The organism is Halomonas sp. KX33721, assembly GCF_001596805.1.
In the GTDB taxonomy this organism is placed as follows: Bacteria; Pseudomonadota; Gammaproteobacteria; order Pseudomonadales; family Halomonadaceae; genus Vreelandella; species Vreelandella aquamarina.
In genome coordinates this window covers 38,089-51,694 of sequence record NZ_LVIA01000041.1, presented here as the reverse complement: position 1 = coordinate 51,694, position 13,606 = coordinate 38,089, and the positions used below count along the sequence as shown (strand labels likewise).

Sequence of the window (13,606 nt, the reverse complement as noted above, 5' to 3'; positions counted from 1 at the left end):
GTCACCTCATCCAGTCCGGTCGATGATTCATAGCGCGTCGGTGTGCGCTGCCCGTCGCGCTGCGTTTATAACGTTACAACATCGAACTCGACCTCGGGGTTCACATCGGCATCGTAGTCCACGTCGTCACGCTCGAAGCCGAACAGCTTCAGGAACTCGTGCTTGTAACCAGCATAGTCGGTGATCTGGAACAGGTTCTCGGTGGTCACCTGAGGCCACAGATCCTTACACGCCTGCTGCACGTCGTCACGCAGCTCCCAGTCGTCCAGACGCAGGCGGCCAGCCTCGTCGGTGGTGAACTCACCTCCATAGAGGCGCTCGCCGAACAGGCGGTTGAGCTGCTCGATGGTGCCTTCGTGCAGGCCCTTCTCCTTCATCACCTTGTAGACCATGGCGATGTACAGCGGCATCACCGGAATCGCCGCGCTGGCTTGGGTAACGACGGATTTCAGCACCGCCACGTTGGCACCGCCGCCGCTCTCTTGCAGTTTGGCATCGATGGCCGCCGCTGCGCGGTCCAGGTCCTCTTTGGCCTTACCCAAGGCACCATGCCAGTAAATCGGCCAAGTAATTTCGGTGCCGATGTAGCTAAACGCCACGCTGCGCGCGCCTTTGGCCAGCACGCCCGCCTCATCCAGAGCGCTCATCCACAGCTCCCAGTCTTCGCCGCCCATCACGGTGATGGTGTCGTCGATCTCTTGCTGGGTGGCCGGTTCCACTTCGGCTTCAATAATGGTGTCTTTGTTAGTATCAATGGCCGTGGCGCGGTAGGTCTCACCAATCGGCTTTAGGCTAGAGCGTTTGACTTCACCGGTATCGGGCAGCTTACGCACGGGGGATGCCAGTGAGTAAACCACGAGATCAATCTCACCCATGTCTTGCTTGATCAGCTCAATGGCTTTTTCCCGCGCTTCGTGGGAGAACGCATCGCCATTAATGGATTTGCTGTACAGACCTTCCTGCTTGGCAAACTTATCGAACGCGGCGCTGTTGTACCAGCCAGCGGTGCCCGGCTTCTTCTCGGTGCCCGGCTTTTCAAAAAACACCCCCAGAGTGTCGGCGCCGTAACCAAAGGCGGCGGTAATACGCGCCGCTAGGCCGTAACCGCTAGAGGCACCGATCACCAGCACTTTCTTCGGGCCTTGGCTTTTGTCCAAACCACGGGCGCGGGTCGCTTCGATCTGCTCGAGAACGTTCTGCTCGCAGCCTTTCGGGTGGGTGGTGGTGCAGATAAAGCCACGCACTTTCGGTTTAATGATCACATTCGACCCCTTCATCAGATGAGTATTGCGTTCGGCACGGCAGTGCCGAGTTATCAATGAGGGTATTCTAGCGGTCTCGGCGCGCCCTGTCCGCTCTTGAGCTTATCCGCCATTCGCGGCAGGATAGCGGCCTGCCCACCACTTGCCGACGGGATCTTTAATGAATGCACAGCAGCTAGTCGATGAGCGGGGCGATTTGTGGCTAGCACTTGCCCCTCTCTGGCTTGACCGCGAACCCAGCGAGCGCGACTACGCCCATATGATTGAGGTGATTGAGCAGCACAAGATGTCGCTCAAAGAGCTTGAGTGGATGCTACGCCTGGAGCTGGCGCCGGTGATGTCACGCCACCAGCTGTCAGTCGCCAGCGAGTGGCGCAAGTTCGATGACTACAAACTGATGAAGCAGCTGGTGAACCACAATCTGAAATTGAAAGGCTGGCGGCGCAAAAGCTGGGCACTCTTTTCGGGATTGACGACCATGATGGTTCGCCATCGCTGGACCGAGCTAATGCAACGCTTGATGGTCGCGCGCGGGGAGGTTTAGCGGCTGGCTGATTCACTCTTTATCCAGTGCGGCTTCAAGGGCTAAGCGCAGCGTTAACCCATGATCCTTGGGGCCAAAGCGGGCGATGACCTTGCCATCTCGGCCTACCAGAAACTTGGTGAAATTCCACTTTACAGCTTTGGTGCCCAAAATCCCTGGCGCCTCCCGCTTGAGCTGTACAAATAGCGGGTGAGCATCGGAGCCGTTGACTTTCACCTTTTCCAGCAGCGGAAAGCTCACCCCGAACTGCTGCTCGCCAAAGGCGCAGAACGCCTCGGCACTCTCGGGCGACTGGCGGCCAAACTGGTTACAGGGGAAGCCCAACACGGTAAATCCACGATCCCGGTAACGCTGGTACAGCCCCTCGAGCTCTTTCAACTGCGGCGTAAAACCGCACTGGCTGGCCACATTGACCACCAATAATACCTGCCCACGCAAAGCGCGCAGATTGAAGGGCTTACCTTGATGGGTATAACAATCCTGCTCGTAAATCGTCATCGCCAGGCCTCTAAATGCCTTTACCAGCATGCGCCTTACCTTGCCATGGCAACGGTAGTGACACCAGCGTGGAAATTAAATGATGGGCCCCGCCACCACACGCAGCGCCAGCGCAATCAACAGTACGCCGGTAATGCGGTTAATCCAGTGGGCGTGGCGCTGCAGCCACGGCAGCACCCGAGAGTGAGAAAGCCCTACGACCACCAGCACGTACCAGCCACCATCAATAATAATAGCCGTGGCCACGATGATCGCCTTGGCAAGCAAGGACATCTCCGGCGTCACGAACTGGCTCAATAGCGCGACGAAAAAGATGATCAGCTTGGGATTGCCCAGGGCCACCAGTACGGCTTCCTTGGCGGCTTGCTGCGGCGTCGTGGCCACGGCACTCGGCGAGAGCGCACCGCTACGGCCAGCGCGCAGCGCCTTGATACCCAGCCACGCCAAATACGCTGCGCCGCACCATGTAATCAACTGAAACAATTCGGGAAAACGCACCATTACAGCGCCCAAGCCCAGCACGGTGAGCAACGCATAAAACCCTACGCCGAAGGCATGAAAAATAGCCGCCGTGATGCCTGGCACGCGACCACCCCCCAACGTGTGGCGTAGCACCAATGCTAAGCTTGGCCCAGGCGACATGGCCCCCATCGCACAAATGGCAGCCAGCGAAAGCCAGAGTGTCAGCGGCATTTTCTCCTCCAGGGATAGCCTCGTTATGAGCTGGCCAGTATACGACAGCGCTTGCCTAAGCTAAGGCCAATTCTTGTGTTGTTGCCTGTAGCATGTCTTTTAACCGTAGGGGAAACCACCCAGGCGCTTAAATAACACTGTTAGCATGGTACGCTGTTGGGTAAAATTTTCCCCTTTTTGAAAACGATGACGCCTGCCATGCAGGCGGTTCATGGCTAATAAAGGACTTCAATATGGGCAGGGCGTTTCAAAACCGTAAGGAATCCATGGCCAAAACGGCCGCTGCGAAAACCAAGGTTTACAGCAAGTATGGGCGTGAAATTTACGTCTGTGCCAAAGCGGGCGGCACGGACCCCAACGGTAACCTCGCGCTGCGCGGTTTGATGGAGCGTGCCAAGAAAGACCAGGTGCCGTCCCACGTCATTGATAAAGCCCTGGATAAAGCCAGCGGCGCAGGCGGCGAAGACTTCTCTCCGGCACGCTACGAGGGCTTTGGCCCCGGCAACGCCATGGTGATTGTCGACTGCTTGACCGACAACCCCAACCGCACCTTTGGCGATGTACGCGGCTGCTTCACCAAAACCAAGAGCAAGATCGGCACGCCGGGCAGCGTCAGCCACATGTTCGACCACTGCGCGATCTTCTCTTTCGCTGGTAGCGATGAAGAAACCGTACTGGAAGCGCTGATGGAAGCCGACGTGGACGTGACCGATATCGAACAGGAAGAGGGGCGCATCACCGTCTTTGCGCCGCATACCGACTACGCCAAAGCCAAGCAGGCACTGTTGGATGCGCTGGGTGAGATCGACTTCGAGGTCGACGAAATCCAGTTCTTGCCACAAACCACCACGCCCATCGAAGGCGACGACGTGGCGATGTTTGAAAAGTTTCTGGGTATGCTCAACGACCTGGACGACGTCCAGAACGTCTTCCATAACGCGGAACTGCCGGAAGACGAGGCTTGAGCCGCTAGTCGCTCAACGCATCCCTCGGCACGAAGATCCACCCTTCCGCCGCTGGCATCTCTGCTGGCGGTCGGGTTGCTTTTATTCATCCAACTATGCATCTAGTGCCGCATCCGGTGGTAGCAGCGCTGGTTGAATGCCAGCAGCGCTAAGCACTGTTTTGCCGCGCACCGTTAAATCAGTGACAAACAGAAACTGCTGGCGGGGATCAACGGGGTAGGCGCGGATACGGTAATGGGTGCCCCAGGGCTTCTCCTCCGCCACCACGATAATCGGCTCGTCAAACTTTAAGTACGCGCTGGTCAGCGCTACATCGCGCAGTGCTTTGCGCACCCAACCGGCCTCATGCTCTGGATGAAGGTAAAAACTCGCCACGCACTGTAGGCTGGTGCCGCCGTTGTTGGCGTTGTAGATGGCGGTGTCCCAGAGCTTCAAATGCGGCACGGCGACCAGATCGTCATCAGGAGTTTGTACTTCTACCGTACGCATGCCCACGTGCTTTACTTCGCCGTACGTGCCTTCGATATTCACCCAGTCGCCAGGCCGGTACGGTAGCTCGACGGCAGACACTACCCCAGCGATCAGGCTGCTGACATAATCTTTCAGCGCAAAGCCAATGGCTAAGCCAATCGCCCCCAGCAGCGTGACCATATTGCGCAGTGATGGGTCGATAACGATCGGCACAATAATGGCGAGCGCCGCTATTAAAATTAGCAGTCGCGTAAGCGGCACCAGGGCAAAAACTCGAAAGCGCACTTGGCCGTGCAGCCGATTCGCCACCCAGTTGAGTCCTCGCTGGCTGACAACAATCAGTAGGATCGTGCTGACCAAGATAATGCCGAGCGTGATCAGCGTTTGGCTATCTATATCGTTAAACAGCTTGGCGTACTGCCCTTGGTCTTCCATCGGCGCTCCTAGAGTGGGTCAACGAGATAGTTACGTGACTCAAGCAACTGCCGCACACTGGCATAGCTAAGCGGTGCCACCTGCCAGCGCCCCTGCTGGCTGCTAAGAATGCCGCGCTGCGCCAGGGCAAAGCGTGCGTTTAACGCTTCGTGGTCAGAAAAGGGCAGCACGTGCTTTAAGGCTTGGTCTTCTAGCCCTTGGAGGGTCAATACCGGCACGCCCTCCAACCCCACCGTATGCTGTAAGTAGGCGTAGGTCCAACTGTCGCACCCCATCACGCTCTGCCCTAGGCGCCCACTCAAGGCACGCTCAAGCAATTCACGAACGCTTTGCAAGCCATTGGTATGGCGTAAAAAGTGGTACTCCAATGCAGGAATTGCCCAGCGCTTTAGCTGGGTAGCGTCTTCTACCCAGGCTAGGCTGCCGTCCACTAGCTCTTTCAGCGTGGGTACGGCGAGGCAAGGAATATCCTGTTGCGCAGCCCATTGGCTTACCACGGCGCTGTGCCCGCCGTAAGGCGGTGAAATAAACAGCACAACCGGCGCATCTTCGTCGTCTTTCAGCGCCTGTTTCAAGCGTTCGGTGGCGGGCATCCAGTCAATGGGGGGCGCAACATGCGCCAGCTTCACTTTAGGCAGCGCGCGCAGTTCACTCTCCTGCTTCGCTTGGCGCTCGGAAGCTTCCTTGCCTATCATCCAGGTGGTGGCCGCTCGCCAGCTACGCCGCCACTGGCTCGCCTGGGTGCGCTTAGGGGTTTGAAAGGTGTCTAATGCCACCACGTTCCATGGCGATAAAGCCGCGTTCGTTGAGCCTTGCGCCATATCCCGCCTCGATTCATTAAACTAGATTAAGGTTAGCATGCCTTATGCCATACCCCCGGGGCTAGCCGAACTTATCGTCTAAAATAAAGTCGTTATTGCCAAGTAACTCACTTTTGAGCGATGCGCAGGAGGCAACGATGAGCGTGGTGAATGTCACGATGGCTGAACTACACGAGAAGCTTGCAAAGTGCATTGCTGGCGAGCGGGTGCTCATTGAGCAGGAAGGCAACCGGTTCAGCGGAAGAATTCAGCATGTCGGGGTGATGGGAGTGAAGGTCATTCCCGAAACCGTGATTAAAAACAGTACCGGCGACCCTGGCGATATGGATGGCGTCACTGTGCCTTACGACGACATCTGGGAGCTTGAGGTAAAAGGCGTGGTATTTAGCCGATTAGGAGAGTAGGGCAACATGGTTGATACGCACTACACGCCCGCCTTCTATGCAGACGTGTAGTACGATTGTTAGCGCTTGATTTTGACCTCCTCCCCTCCCTCAGCGTTTTAGGACGCTGCCGCCTACGGCGGAAAGGAAGGGGGTTCCTGGTTGTCGCCTTCCAGGTTCCTGCTTCGCAGCCCGTTGCCCTTGGTGATAGCACCTCAGGTCTTACACAAGCTCCACAGGCTTAGCTTCCCGTGAGCCCCACGGTAGTTTTCTCATGCTGGCGCAGCTTGTCAGCCCCCGCCAGAATGGCTTTGCCCGATTGCAAAATGTTGCGGGCAGCGTTCACGTCCCGGTCGATGCCTTGGGTGCCGCAGCTTGGGCAGTTCCAAGTGCGGATGTTAAGGGGCATGTTGTCGATGATATGGCCACAGTGAAAGCATCGCTTCGAACTGGGATACCACTTGTCGATCTGAACGAAATCGCGCCCGTACCGCTCGGCCTTGTACGCCAGTTGTTGGGTGAGCTGGTGCCAGCCTACGTCGCTGATCGCCTTTGAGAGCGAGCGGTTTTTCAGCAGGTTTTTGACTTGCAAACTCTCGGCAGCAATAACTTGGTTCTCGTGAATAAGCTGCGTGGAGAGTTTGTGGGTGGCATCGCGGCGCTGATCGGCCAGTTTGGCATACACCTTGGCCACCCGATGCCGCGCCTTGGCGCGGTTGTTAGAGCCTTTCCGTTTGTGCGACAGGCTTCGTTGTGCCCGCGCCAATTTACGCTCGGTACGGCGCAGAAAGCGCGGATTGGGGATTTTATCGCCGTGACTGGTGATGACGCGGTGCGTCAGCCCAAGGTCGATACCGACCATTTTCGGTGTCACGGGTAGCGGTGTGGTCGCTTCTTCCACCAAAAAGCTGACGTGGTAACGGCCAGCGGTATCGCAGCTCACCGTGATGCTGCTTGGTGTGCCGGAAAAATAACGACTCCACCGGATGTCGAGCGGGTCTTTGTGCTTAGCAAGCCACAGCTTGCCATCGCGCCAGCGAAAGCCGTTGGCCATGTAGGTAGCGGATTGCTTGCGCTGCTTTTTCTTAAAGGTGGGATACCGCGCCTGGCCTTTGAAAAAATTGCTAAACGCCCGATCCAGATGCCTGAGTGATTGTTGCAAGCAGACGTTGGAGACCTCGGCCAGAAACACCGTGTCCGGCTGTTTCTTGAGGGTCGTGAGGGCTTTGGCGGTGGCGTTGTAGCCCATCCGCTCTTGATGCTCAAACCAGGCATCGGTGCGCTGGCGGAGGAAGTGGTTGTAAACGTACCGCACACAGCCAAACGTCCGAGCAAGTTGGTCGGCTTGCTCGGACGTGGGATAAAACCGATAACGATAGGCGCGGTGTACGGTCGTCATGCTTTTAATCTAGCGCGCTAGATATAGCGTGTCAAAAAAGAGGCGCTGCGCGCCTCGCGCTTTCCTTCCCCAGCCTAGAAGGCCGAGGTTTGACGCGCATTTTGATCAGAAGGTCAGGCAGATTTTACCAAAGTGCTTGCCCGATTCTTGATGACGAAACGCCTCGGCAATCTCGCTAAGCGGGAATTCACGATCGATGATCGGTTTCAAATTCGCCGCTTCGATCGCGTCGATCATCTCGATCTGGTGGCGACGGCTACCGACGATCAAACCCTGCAGCTTGGCCTGTTTCGCCATGAGCTTGGCAGTGGGAATGTCTCCCTCGCGGCCGGTCAGTACGCCAATCAGCGAAATGTGTCCGCCAATCTTCACGGCATCGATGGATTGCGGCAGCGTACCGGGGCCGCCTACCTCGATGACGTGATCCACGCCTTTGCCGTCGGTCAACGCTTTGACCGCTTTTCCCCACTCGGGTGTCTCGCGGTAGTTGATGGTGTGCTCCGCGCCGAGGCTACGCAGGCGCTCCAGCTTCTCATTGGAAGAGGAGGTCGCGATCACTCGAGCCCCCATCAGCTTGGCGAACTGCAGCGCAAAGATCGACACCCCGCCGGTACCCAGTACCAGCACGGTATCGCCCGCTTTCAAGCCGCCGTCCACCACCAGCGCGCGCCAAGCGGTCAATCCTGCGGTGGTCAACGTGGCGGATTCTACATGGCTGTAGCCGATCGGCTGGCGAGTAAACCATGTGGCCGGTCGAATTACCTGCTCGCGGGCATAGCCATCGACGCCATCGCCAGGGGTGGTGGTGAAGTCGCCTACGCGCGCAGGGCCTTCCAGCCAGTATGGGAAGAAAGTCGAGACGACCGCATCGCCCACGGCAAACTCTTCCACACCTTCGCCAACGGCTTCCACCACGCCCGCGCCGTCGGACATCGGGATGCGCTTATCGTCGGTGGGAATCATCCCCGCCACGACCGCGTAGTCGTGAAAGTTCAGCGAGCTGGCGTGCAGGCGCACTTTGATCTCGCCGGGGCCTGGCTCCCCAGGGGCTGCCACGTCGACAACGTTCAATTTATCTAAACCGCCGGGTTGTTGAAGCTGGATAGCTTGCATCAGTACCTCCTGTTAAAGCGCCCTTACTAGGCGACCGGTCTAGTCTCAAATGAGGGCATTGTTATCAGGATCAAGGTCGTTACCCAAAAATCCTCCCGACTGGCGCTGCCAAAGGCCTGCATAAATGCCGTTTCGGGCCAGCAATTCCTGATGAGTGCCGCTCTCCACCATGCGCCCTTCATCCACCACAATCAAACGGTCTAGCATGGCAATGGTAGAGAGCCGATGGGCGATGGCAATCACCGTTTTGCCCTCCATCAACGCATCCAACTGCTCTTGAATCGCCGCTTCAACCTCGGAATCCAGCGCCGAGGTGGCTTCATCCAACACCAGAATCGGGGCGTCCTTGAGCAGCACCCGGGCGATGGCAATGCGCTGGCGCTGGCCGCCGGAGAGCTTCACGCCCCGCTCTCCCACATGAGCATCCAAACCGCGCCGCCCTTTGGGATCGACTAGGTCATTGATGAAAGTATCGGCATGGGCACGGCATACCGCCTGCCAGACATCCTCATCGCTGGCGTGCGGACTGCCATAGCGGATGTTATCTCGCAGCGAACGGTGCAGCAGCGAGGTGTCTTGGGTCACCATGCCGATCTGGTGGCGCAGCGAGGTCTGGGTGACCTCAGCAATGTTTTGTCCGTCGATCAGAATGCGCCCGCCCTGCAGGTCGTAAAAGCGCAGCAACAGGTTCGCCAGGGTCGATTTCCCCGCCCCGGAGCGGCCAATCAGGCCGATCTTTTCACCGGGTTTGATGGTCAGGCTCAGACCATCGAAGACGTTTTTGCTCTCCCCTTTTGCCTGGGCATATTGGAAACGCAACGCGTCGAAGACGATCTCTCCGTTGGGCACGCTCAATGCTTTGGCATTAGGAGCATCTTTGACAGTCGGCTCCTGGGCGATGGTGTTCATGCCATCCTGCACCGTGCCGATGTTTTCAAACAGCCCAGCGACTTCCCATAAAATCCAGTCGGACATAAAACGGATCCGCATCACCAGGGCAATGGCGATGGCCAGCACGCCCAGGGAGATCGCCTCCATGTACCACGCTGCAATCGCCATGCCTGCCGTGCCAACTAGCAGCAGCGTATTAAGCAGCGTCAAGCAGACGCTCATCACCGTGACCAAACGCATCTGGCGATGCACGGTGACCATAAAGCCCTCCATAGCATCTTTGGCGTAGCGCTCTTCGCGCTGAGTATCGGCAAACAGCTTGATAGTTTGGATATTGCTGTAGCTATCCACCACGCGGCCAGTCATTTGCGCGCGAGCATCCGCCTGGGCCATGGAAACATCCCGCAGGCGCGGTACGAAAAAGCGCATGATGCCCAAATAACCGATCAGCCAAAGGCCTAGCGGCAGCAGCAGCCATGGATCGGCGCGTCCCAACAGAATGGCCGCCCCGGTAAAATAGACGATGGCGTACACCATCAGATCCATCACTTTGGTGACGGTTTCCCGCACGGCCAGCGCGGTTTGCATCACTTTTTGCGATACCCGCCCGGCAAACTCATCTTGATAGAACGCTAGGCTCTGGCTGAGCATATGGCGATGAGAGAGCCAGCGGCCAATCATCGGGTAGTTACCAAAAATGCTCTGGTGGGTGACCAGCGACTGCAGCAGCACCAGTAGCGGCAGGCCCACCACCACTAACAAACCAAGGCCCGCCAGCCACAGGCCGTGGTTGGCCCAGAAATCGGCGCGCTCGACGCCACCCAGCCAATCCACCAAATCGCCCATGTAGCTAAAGAACACCACCTCTGCGGCGGATACCACCGCCGTAATCAACGACATCACTAGCAGCCACGGCCACACCGGGCGCGAAAAGTGCCAGATAAACGGCAACAGCCCTTTGGGCGGTGTGGTGACCTCACCCTCTGGGTAGGGGTTAACGCGCTCCTCAAAAAAACGGAACAGCGGCGAGAGCAGACGTGACAGCATGGAGAGTCCTTACATGACGCGATAAAAGGGAGCACAGCGAGGAGAGTTAGCGTAATGATCGCGACGTCAGGCGTCAGGCGTCAGGCGTCAGGCGTCAGGCGTCAGGCGTCAGGCGTCAGGCGTCAGGCGTCAGGATGATGGCGCATTAGCCAGCGGGCCCAGAAGGGAGCAACAATCATCAGGGTGACCATGCGCAGCAGGTGATGAAACGCCACGAACACCGGGTCAATGTTGAGCGCGACGGCGAGTATCGCCATTTCACCAATACCGCCAGGGGCTAAAGCAAGCAAGGCAACATCGCGCCCTACCCCCACCGTTTGGTGGATCAGTTCGGCAAAAACAGCCAACACGACGAGGGCCAGCAGCGTCGCAACGCCTGACTGCCATAAGTAGCGGCCCAACAGCCGCCGCGTCATACCTTGAAAGCGTGAACCAATCGCGCTGCCCAGCACCCAGAGCATCAGGTTCATGCCCCAGCTTGGCAGGGCGAGGCTGGCGATATCTAACCCGGAGAGTAGCGCGGTGGCTAACAAGGGAGCGAGCAGCGCGGGGCTTGGCAGGCGCCACGGCGGTTGACGACGCTACCCCCGCCAACAGCAGCATGGCCGAAACGGGCCTGTCGAGCACCCGGTGGGCCAGCTCAGGAGTGACTTGGCTCTCCCTGCACTGAAACGACTGCCCTTCACACGCCCCTCCGGTGATCTTTCGGCTATGCGATATGGCAGAGTCGTTTCATCCAACTACTTACTCTGCTAAGCGTTGCCTCAGTTTATCACTATTGGGGTTAATCCTCGTCGTCGTCATCACGCATTCGCGCCTGACGCTCAGCTTCTTCCTCTTTGGCGTCGTCGATGACTTCCATCAGCTCATCCACGTTGGCAATGTGGCTATCAAACTCGAAGTGGCCGGTGAGTTTGCTATCGGGGTGCAGCTCGCCCGCTTCATAAAGCGCCCACATCTCCTTGCCGTAGTGAGTAGTGAGCAGCTCGGGAGCAAAGCGACCAAAATAAGCGCGCATGTTATCGACATCGCGCTCCAGCATGGCGGCGGCGCTGTTATTACCGGCCGCGTCTACCGCTTGGGGCAAGTCGATAATGACCGGGCCATCGGCATCGACCAACACGTTGAACTCAGATAAATCACCGTGGATCAGACCCGCGCAGAGCATTTTCACCACGTCCTGAATCACTTTGGTGTGATAGCGCAGCGCCTGCTCTTCGGTCAGGGTGACATCGTCTAAGCGCGGTGCTACATCGCCTTCAGCGTCGGTAATCATCTCCATCAACAACACGCCATCCACAAAGCCATAGGGCTTTGGCACACGAACATCAGCTGCGGCTAAGCGGTACAACGCATCCACCTCGGCGGTGAGCCACGCCTGCTCCTGCTCTTTCTGGCCGTAGCGGGTTTTCTTGGCCATGGCCCTCGCTCGGCGGCTGTTACGCTCTTTACGCCCTTCCTGGTATTGCACCGCTTGCTTGAAACTGCGCTGCTTGGCCTCCTTGAATACTTTGGCACAGCGTGTGTCTCCGCCGCAGCGCACCACATACACCTGCGCTTCCTTGCCGCTCATCAACTGCATCAGCACCTCATCGATCAGGCCGTCATCGACCAAGGGCTGTAATCGTTTGGGTGTTTTCATAACTTGCTGCGAAGGCTCCTTATGATAGCGACCACGTCATTGGGATCGTTAATGGCGAATGCGTCGCACGCGGAAAGCGCGCCCTTTGAGTTTATCCCGCTCCAGCTTGGCCTGAGCTTTCTGGACAGCGCTGCGCGCCACCGCGACGTAAGCGCTTCGAGCCAACACCTTGATCTTACCCACCTGATCACCGCGCAGACCGCCTTCGCTGGTCAATGCTCCCAGAATGTCGCCAGGGCGCAGCTTATCTTTCTTGCCACCCGCCAACTGTAGCGTGGCCATGGGGGGCTCGAACGGCGAACCGTTGGTGGCTTTCGGCAGCGGCTCGGTCGCGAGCGGCTCGCCCAACAGCTCAGCGAGGCGTTCGAGTCGATAATCTTCTTGCGGTGTGACCAGGGTACAGGCGATACCGCTGGCTCCTGCGCGCCCCGTGCGACCGACGCGATGAACGTGGACGTCCAGCTCGCGGGCGATTTGGTAATTGAAAACGGCGTCTAGTTGAGCAATGTCGAGCCCGCGGGCGGCCACATCGGTGGCGACCAAAATCGATGCGCTCTGATTGGCAAACAGCACCAGCAGCCGGTCGCGGTCTTTCTGCTCGAGATCGCCGTGCAAAGCGACGGCACTGAAGCCCGCGTCGACCAAACCATCGGCTACCGCTTGGGTTTCTCGCTTGGTGTTACAGAACACCACGCTGGTGGTAGGCCGCGTGGCGAGCAGCAGCTCGGTCAATGCAGCAAAACGGTCGTCGTCATGAGACACACGGTAAAAGTGCTGCTCGATGGTCGTGGCATCGTGGGTCTCTGCCACCTTGACACTGACCGGGTCGCGCAGCACGCCGCGGGTCATGGCTGCCAGCCCCTCCCGCTCATCGGGAAACGTCGCGCTGAACAGCAGCGTTTGTCGGTCAGCGGGGGTATCGGCGATGATGTCGTCGATGGTGACCTGAAAGCCCATGTCCAGCATACGGTCGGCTTCGTCCAGCACCAGCACGGCCAGCGACCCAAGCGTGAGCGAGCCTTTGCGCAAGTGCTCGTCCACCCGCCCCGGCGTGCCCACCACGATATGAGCACCGTGCTCCAGCGATGCGAGCTGCGGCCCAAAGGGCGCGCCGCCACACAGTGTGAGTACTTTGACGTTGGGCATGCCCCGCGCCAGGCGTCGCAGCTCCTCGGCGACCTGATCCGCCAGTTCGCGGGTGGGGCACAGCACCAAGCCCTGTACGCTGAAGGCTTCTACACGCAGCTGTGACAACAGCGCCAAACCAAACGCGGCGGTTTTACCCGAGCCCGTTTTGGCCTGCGCCATCACATCGCGCCCCACCAGCATGGGCGGCAGGCTCTGCGCCTGAACGGGCGTCATGTCGTGATAGCCCAGAGAGTCGAGCGTGCTCAGCAGCGCGGGCGAGAGGGCAAGAGAGGCAAACGAGGTATCTGACACGA

General features: G+C 58.3%; 14 protein-coding genes. 3 read left to right on the top strand and 11 right to left on the bottom strand.

Annotation, left to right across the window (positions count from 1 at the left end):
• Positions 1-65: 65 nt before the first annotated feature.
• On the bottom strand, positions 66-1,262 hold the full coding sequence (gene fabV / locus A3220_RS14425) for an enoyl-ACP reductase FabV (protein ID WP_058576872.1): 1,197 nt from the start codon (positions 1,260-1,262) through the stop codon (positions 66-68).
• A 160-nt stretch (positions 1,263-1,422) separates the two neighbouring features.
• On the opposite strand from fabV, the gene A3220_RS14420 reads away from it, so the two are divergent.
• A complete protein-coding gene (locus A3220_RS14420; RefSeq protein WP_044629259.1) occupies positions 1,423-1,806 on the top strand; it encodes a hypothetical protein in 384 nt (127 codons plus the stop codon).
• A gap of 12 nt (positions 1,807-1,818) precedes the next feature.
• On the opposite strand, the gene A3220_RS14415 is transcribed toward A3220_RS14420, so the two are convergent.
• Entirely contained in the window at positions 1,819-2,304 is a 486-nt protein-coding gene (locus tag A3220_RS14415; RefSeq protein ID WP_044629284.1) for a glutathione peroxidase, read from the bottom strand.
• 75 nt (positions 2,305-2,379) lie between these two features.
• Positions 2,380-2,997, bottom strand: a complete 618-nt coding sequence (locus A3220_RS14410) for a LysE family translocator (protein WP_128082438.1) — start codon at positions 2,995-2,997, stop codon at positions 2,380-2,382.
• Positions 2,998-3,230: 233 nt separating this feature from the next.
• Between A3220_RS14410 and A3220_RS14405 the strand changes: the two genes are divergently transcribed.
• Positions 3,231-3,962 carry a YebC/PmpR family DNA-binding transcriptional regulator gene (locus A3220_RS14405; protein WP_062375452.1) on the top strand — a complete coding sequence of 244 codons (732 nt, stop codon included), beginning with the start codon at positions 3,231-3,233 and terminating at the stop codon, positions 3,960-3,962.
• Between the two features lie 93 nt (positions 3,963-4,055).
• Here the strand turns inward: A3220_RS14405 and A3220_RS14400 are convergent, their stop codons facing one another.
• Positions 4,056-4,868, bottom strand: coding sequence for a mechanosensitive ion channel domain-containing protein (locus tag A3220_RS14400; RefSeq protein WP_062375451.1), 813 nt, complete (start codon positions 4,866-4,868; stop codon positions 4,056-4,058).
• An 8-nt stretch (positions 4,869-4,876) separates the two neighbouring features.
• Positions 4,877-5,689: a hypothetical protein gene (locus A3220_RS14395; RefSeq protein WP_062375449.1), complete on the bottom strand. Its 813-nt coding sequence runs from the start codon at positions 5,687-5,689 to the stop codon at positions 4,877-4,879.
• A 137-nt stretch (positions 5,690-5,826) separates the two neighbouring features.
• Here A3220_RS14395 and A3220_RS14390 point away from each other — a divergent pair, with 137 nt between their 5' ends.
• Positions 5,827-6,093 (top strand): hypothetical protein, encoded by a 267-nt coding sequence (locus tag A3220_RS14390; protein ID WP_054641284.1) that lies wholly within the window; start codon positions 5,827-5,829, stop codon positions 6,091-6,093.
• A 220-nt stretch (positions 6,094-6,313) separates the two neighbouring features.
• Here A3220_RS14390 and A3220_RS14385 read toward each other — a convergent pair whose 3' ends face one another.
• The 6 genes from A3220_RS14385 to dbpA form a co-directional block, all read right to left on the bottom strand.
• Positions 6,314-7,471, bottom strand: a complete 1,158-nt coding sequence (locus A3220_RS14385; protein ID WP_062375447.1) for an RNA-guided endonuclease TnpB family protein — start codon at positions 7,469-7,471, stop codon at positions 6,314-6,316.
• A gap of 105 nt (positions 7,472-7,576) precedes the next feature.
• Positions 7,577-8,584 carry an NAD(P)-dependent alcohol dehydrogenase gene (locus A3220_RS14380; protein ID WP_062375446.1) on the bottom strand — a complete coding sequence of 336 codons (1,008 nt, stop codon included), beginning with the start codon at positions 8,582-8,584 and terminating at the stop codon, positions 7,577-7,579.
• 45 nt (positions 8,585-8,629) lie between these two features.
• Positions 8,630-10,522: an ABC transporter ATP-binding protein gene (locus A3220_RS14375; RefSeq protein ID WP_062375444.1), complete on the bottom strand. Its 1,893-nt coding sequence runs from the start codon at positions 10,520-10,522 to the stop codon at positions 8,630-8,632.
• Positions 10,523-10,644: 122 nt separating this feature from the next.
• A complete protein-coding gene (locus A3220_RS14370; protein ID WP_252860484.1) occupies positions 10,645-11,055 on the bottom strand; it encodes an AbrB family transcriptional regulator in 411 nt (136 codons plus the stop codon).
• A 251-nt stretch (positions 11,056-11,306) separates the two neighbouring features.
• Positions 11,307-12,164, bottom strand: a complete 858-nt coding sequence (locus A3220_RS14365) for a PA4780 family RIO1-like protein kinase (RefSeq protein WP_062375442.1) — start codon at positions 12,162-12,164, stop codon at positions 11,307-11,309.
• Positions 12,165-12,212: 48 nt separating this feature from the next.
• Positions 12,213-13,604: an ATP-dependent RNA helicase DbpA gene (gene dbpA / locus A3220_RS14360; RefSeq protein ID WP_062375440.1), complete on the bottom strand. Its 1,392-nt coding sequence runs from the start codon at positions 13,602-13,604 to the stop codon at positions 12,213-12,215.
• Positions 13,605-13,606: the final 2 nt, after the last annotated feature.

What these genes read in the sequence shown, in the direction of transcription:
- A3220_RS14420 (WP_044629259.1), top strand. Translation starts at nt 1,423, where the DNA reads ATGAATGCACAGCAGCTAGTCGATGAGCGGGGCGATTTGTGGCTAGCA.
- A3220_RS14415 (WP_044629284.1), bottom strand. Translation starts at nt 2,304, where the DNA reads ATGACGATTTACGAGCAGGATTGTTATACCCATCAAGGTAAGCCCTTC.
- A3220_RS14410 (WP_128082438.1), bottom strand. Translation starts at nt 2,997, where the DNA reads ATGCCGCTGACACTCTGGCTTTCGCTGGCTGCCATTTGTGCGATGGGG.
- A3220_RS14405 (WP_062375452.1), top strand. Translation starts at nt 3,231, where the DNA reads ATGGGCAGGGCGTTTCAAAACCGTAAGGAATCCATGGCCAAAACGGCC.
- A3220_RS14400 (WP_062375451.1), bottom strand. Translation starts at nt 4,868, where the DNA reads ATGGAAGACCAAGGGCAGTACGCCAAGCTGTTTAACGATATAGATAGC.
- A3220_RS14395 (WP_062375449.1), bottom strand. Translation starts at nt 5,689, where the DNA reads ATGGCGCAAGGCTCAACGAACGCGGCTTTATCGCCATGGAACGTGGTG.
- A3220_RS14390 (WP_054641284.1), top strand. Translation starts at nt 5,827, where the DNA reads ATGAGCGTGGTGAATGTCACGATGGCTGAACTACACGAGAAGCTTGCA.
- A3220_RS14385 (WP_062375447.1), bottom strand. Translation starts at nt 7,471, where the DNA reads ATGACGACCGTACACCGCGCCTATCGTTATCGGTTTTATCCCACGTCC.
- A3220_RS14380 (WP_062375446.1), bottom strand. Translation starts at nt 8,584, where the DNA reads ATGCAAGCTATCCAGCTTCAACAACCCGGCGGTTTAGATAAATTGAAC.
- A3220_RS14375 (WP_062375444.1), bottom strand. Translation starts at nt 10,522, where the DNA reads ATGCTGTCACGTCTGCTCTCGCCGCTGTTCCGTTTTTTTGAGGAGCGC.
- A3220_RS14365 (WP_062375442.1), bottom strand. Translation starts at nt 12,164, where the DNA reads ATGAAAACACCCAAACGATTACAGCCCTTGGTCGATGACGGCCTGATC.